Raw genomic sequence first — 3,032 nt, forward strand, 5'->3', positions numbered from 1 at the left:
CCGCCGTCGTCGCGGCGCACGGCGAGGACCGGGTCACCGGCGTCACCGTCGCCCGGCTGGACTCCGCCTGGCGGCCCGTCCCCGGCACCGAGCGGCGGATCGCCTGCGACGCCCTCGCCGTCGGCCACGGACTGCTGCCGCAGATCGAGCTCGCCACCGAACTCGGCGCCCCCACCCGCACCGGCCCGGACGGCGCCGTCGCGCTCGCCGTCGACGAGCGGCTGCGCACCGGCCTGCCCGGGCTCTGGGCGGCGGGGGAGACCTGCGGCGTCGGCGGTGCCGACCTCGCCCTGGTCGAGGGCGAGATCGCCGCCCGGGAGATCGCCGGCCGGCCGGTGCCCGCCGCACTGCGCGCGGCGCGCCGCCGCCGACGGGCCTTCGCCGAGCTGCTGGCCGCCGCCCACCGCCCCGGCCCGGGATGGACGGACTGGCTCACCCCGGAGACCGACGTCTGCCGCTGCGAGGAGGTCCCGGCCGCCGCGATCCGGGAGGCCGTCGAGGAGCTCGGCGCCGGCGACGCCCGGACGGTCAAGCTGCTCACCCGGGCGGGCATGGGCTGGTGCCAGGGCCGGATGTGCGGTCCCGCGGTCGCCTGCCTCGCCGGCGGCGGCGAGCCGCGGCCTGACAGCCGCCCGCTGGCCTGCCCCGTTCCGCTCGCGCATCTCGCCGACGCCGTCCCGCGGCCGCCGGACGGTCCCTGAACCGGCCGTCCGAGGCGAGGGCCGGCCGGGACCCGCACACCGGTCGGCGGGTCGCCCTTGTGGCGGCTCACGAAGGTCTATAAAATGTCACACCTCACCACTCAGGAGCGAACCCCCATGACCCGAGTCCCGTACGACCCCTCCCGGCCCTGGCGCGGCATCATGGTCGCCACCGCGCTGCCGCTGCGCGCGGACCTCTCGGTCGACCACGACGCCTACGGCGAGCACGTCCGCCGGCTGATCGACGCCGGGTGCCACGGCGTCGTCCCGAACGGCTCGCTCGGCGAGTACCAGACCCTCACCCCGGAGGAGCGGGCCCGTGTGGTGCGCACCGCCGTCGAGGCCGCCGGCGACGGCGCCCGGGTGATGCCCGGCGTCGCCGCGTACGGCTCCGCCGAGTCCCGCCGCTGGGCCGAACAGGCCGCCGAGGCGGGCGCCGGATCGGTGCTGCTGCTGCCGCCCAACGCCTACCGCGCCGACGAGGCAGCCGTCCGCGCCCACTACGCCGAGGTCGCCAAGGCCGGCCTGCCGGTCGTGGCCTACAACAACCCGATCGACACCAAGGTCGACCTGGTGCCCGAGCTGCTCGCCCGGCTGCACGCGGACGGCTCGATCGTCGCCGTGAAGGAGTTCAGCGGCGACGTCCGCCGCGCCTACCAGATCGCCGAGCTCGCCCCCGGGCTCGACCTGCTGATCGGCGCCGACGACGTGCTGCTGGAGCTCGCCCTGGCCGGCGCGGTCGGCTGGATCGCCGGCTACCCCAACGCCCTGCCGACGGCCTCCGTCGCCCTGTACGAGGCCGCCGTCGCCGGCGACCTCGCCACCGCGCTGCCGCTCTACCGCACCCTGCACCCGCTGCTGCGCTGGGACTCCAAGACCGAGTTCGTGCAGGCCATCAAGCTGTCCATGGACATCGCCGGGCTGCCCGGCGGGCCCTGCCGGCCGCCCCGCGGACCGCTCGCCCCGGAGATCGAGGCGGCCGTCCGCGCCGCCACCGAGAAGGCCCTCGCAGAAGGTCTGTCCTAGGACGCAGGATTGACCGCTCAGGGGCGCGTGGGGCACCTCCCGGCGCCCCTGAACCGGCCTCCCGGGCGCCCCTGAACCGGCCTCCCGAGCGCACTTGATCCCACCGACCGACAGACCCGACGAGGGGGAGCGGCCATGCGTAGCCGCCACGTGTTCCACGCCGTCGACTCGCACACCGAGGGCATGCCCACCCGCGTGATCACCGGCGGGTTCCGCACCCTGCCCGGTGCCACCATGGCCGAACGGCGGGTGCACTTCCAGCAGCACCTGGACCACTTCCGCACCCTGCTGATGTACGAGCCCCGCGGGCACGCCGCGATGAGCGGCGCGATCCTGCAGCCGCCGACCCGGCCGGACGCCGACTTCGGCGTGCTCTACATCGAGGTGTCCGGCCTGCTGCCGATGTGCGGACACGGCACCATCGGCGTCGCCACCGTCCTCGTCGAGACCGGCATGGTCGAGGTGCAGGAGCCGGTCACCACCGTTCGGCTGGACACCCCCGCCGGGCTGGTCGTCGCCGAGGTGCGGGTCGAGAACGGCGCGGCGAAGGCCGTCACGATCCGCAACGTGCCGTCCTTCTCGGCCGGGCTCGACCTCAAGGCCGAGGTCCCCGGCTTCGGCACCGTCTCCTACGACCTCGCCTACGGCGGCAACTACTACGCGATCCTGCCGCTGGAACGGCTCGGCCTGCCCTTCGACCGGGCCCGCAAGCAGGAGATCCTCGACGCCGGGCTGGCCGTGATGGCCGCGATCAACGAGAGCGACCGGCCCGTCCATCCCGAGGACGAGTCCATCAACGGCTGCCACCACGTGCAGCTGCTCGCCCCCGGCTCCACCGGGCGGCACTCCCGGCACGCCATGGCGATCCACCCCGGCTGGTTCGACCGCTCCCCGTGCGGCACCGGCACCTCGGCCCGGATGGCCCAGCTCAACGCCCGCGGCGAACTGCCGATCGGCCAGGACTTCGTCAACGAGTCCTTCATCGGCACCACGTTCACCGGACGCATCGTGGAACGCACCACCGTCGCCGGCCGCCCCGCGATCGTGCCGACCGTCACGGGCCGCGCCTGGCTCACCGGCACCGCCCAGTACTTCCTCGACCCCGACGACCCCTTCCCGGCCGGCTTCCTGCTCTGAGAGCGGCGAGCGAGACCCGGCGACCGAGACCGGTGAGCACCCGTCCTCCCGCGCACCCACCCGAAGGACCCGACGTGACCGTCACCTCGTACAACCCCGCCGACCCGACCGACCTGGTGCTCGGCGTCGACGCCGCCGGCGCGGCCGGCACCCGGGCCGCCGTCGAGC

3 protein-coding genes are annotated in these 3,032 nt (G+C 75.2%); all 3 read left to right on the forward strand.

Features of this window, described 5'->3' with window-relative positions; translation table 11 throughout:
- Positions 1–701: (2Fe-2S)-binding protein (locus ABZ641_RS31135; protein ID WP_359987212.1), on the forward strand; the 701-nt coding region annotated here is incomplete at its 5' end.
- Positions 702–818: 117 nt separating this feature from the next.
- Positions 819–1,727: a dihydrodipicolinate synthase family protein gene (locus tag ABZ641_RS31140; protein WP_344621611.1), complete on the forward strand. Its 909-nt coding sequence runs from the start codon at positions 819–821 to the stop codon at positions 1,725–1,727.
- A gap of 135 nt (positions 1,728–1,862) precedes the next feature.
- Positions 1,863–2,864 carry a proline racemase family protein gene (locus tag ABZ641_RS31145; RefSeq protein ID WP_359987215.1) on the forward strand — a complete coding sequence of 334 codons (1,002 nt, stop codon included), beginning with the start codon at positions 1,863–1,865 and terminating at the stop codon, positions 2,862–2,864.
- Positions 2,865–3,032: the final 168 nt, after the last annotated feature.

This window comes from Kitasatospora sp. NPDC007106 (genome assembly GCF_040634455.1).
GTDB lineage: Bacteria > Actinomycetota > Actinomycetes > Streptomycetales > Streptomycetaceae > Kitasatospora > Kitasatospora arboriphila.

Bases quoted from the DNA above. Each gene is read 5' to 3' on its own strand.
- ABZ641_RS31140 (WP_344621611.1), top strand. From the start codon at position 819: ATGACCCGAGTCCCGTACGACCCCTCCCGGCCCTGGCGCGGCATCATG.
- ABZ641_RS31145 (WP_359987215.1), top strand. From the start codon at position 1,863: ATGCGTAGCCGCCACGTGTTCCACGCCGTCGACTCGCACACCGAGGGC.